Annotated in this window: 1 protein-coding gene and 1 pseudogene; both read left to right on the top strand. The window is 63.4% G+C overall.

Annotated features, from left to right (window positions below):
• Positions 1–203: hypothetical protein (locus P3H15_RS55160; protein WP_276144955.1), on the top strand; the 203-nt coding region annotated here is incomplete at its 5' end.
• A 141-nt stretch (positions 204–344) separates the two neighbouring features.
• Positions 345–456: pseudogene (locus P3H15_RS55155) on the top strand (3-alpha-hydroxysteroid dehydrogenase); the annotation flags it as partial.

The raw sequence follows: 456 nt of genomic DNA, 5'->3' as shown, positions 1-456 counted from the left end.
ATTTCATCGATGCGGTGAATCACGCTCGAGGTTTAATCGACATTCAGCCCATGAACGTCATTCCGGGGCGTCCGAAGGACGAACCCGGAACCCAGGGGGTCATCCCCAGTGCCCAATGGATCAGCGCCGTCGCTGTCGTCCTGGGTTCCGGGTTCTTCGCTTTGCTCCGCCCCGGAATGACGACACGGGGGAGCCTGTCCTAGAGGCTGTCGGCGGAGCCTAAGGCCTCTCGAGCCGCAACATCCACGCCGCCATCCTCGACTCCAACCGCCTGTGCATGGCCATCTAAGACCACGTCGCAGCGTAGATCCACGACGCACACCCTCACCCGAACGGAGAAAATCATGGCTGACCTCACCGGCAAAGTAGCCCTCATCAGCGGCGGCTGCCGCGGACAAGGCGAGGCCGAGGCCCGGCTGTTCGCCGAACGCGGCGCGAAGGTCGTCATCGCCGACA

The organism is Rhodococcus sp. T2V (genome assembly GCF_029269925.1).
GTDB classification, from domain to species: Bacteria; Actinomycetota; Actinomycetes; order Mycobacteriales; family Mycobacteriaceae; genus Rhodococcus_F; species Rhodococcus_F koreensis.
The sequence above is the reverse complement of the archived record's forward strand: the minus strand, read 5'-3'. Positions and strand labels throughout refer to the sequence as shown.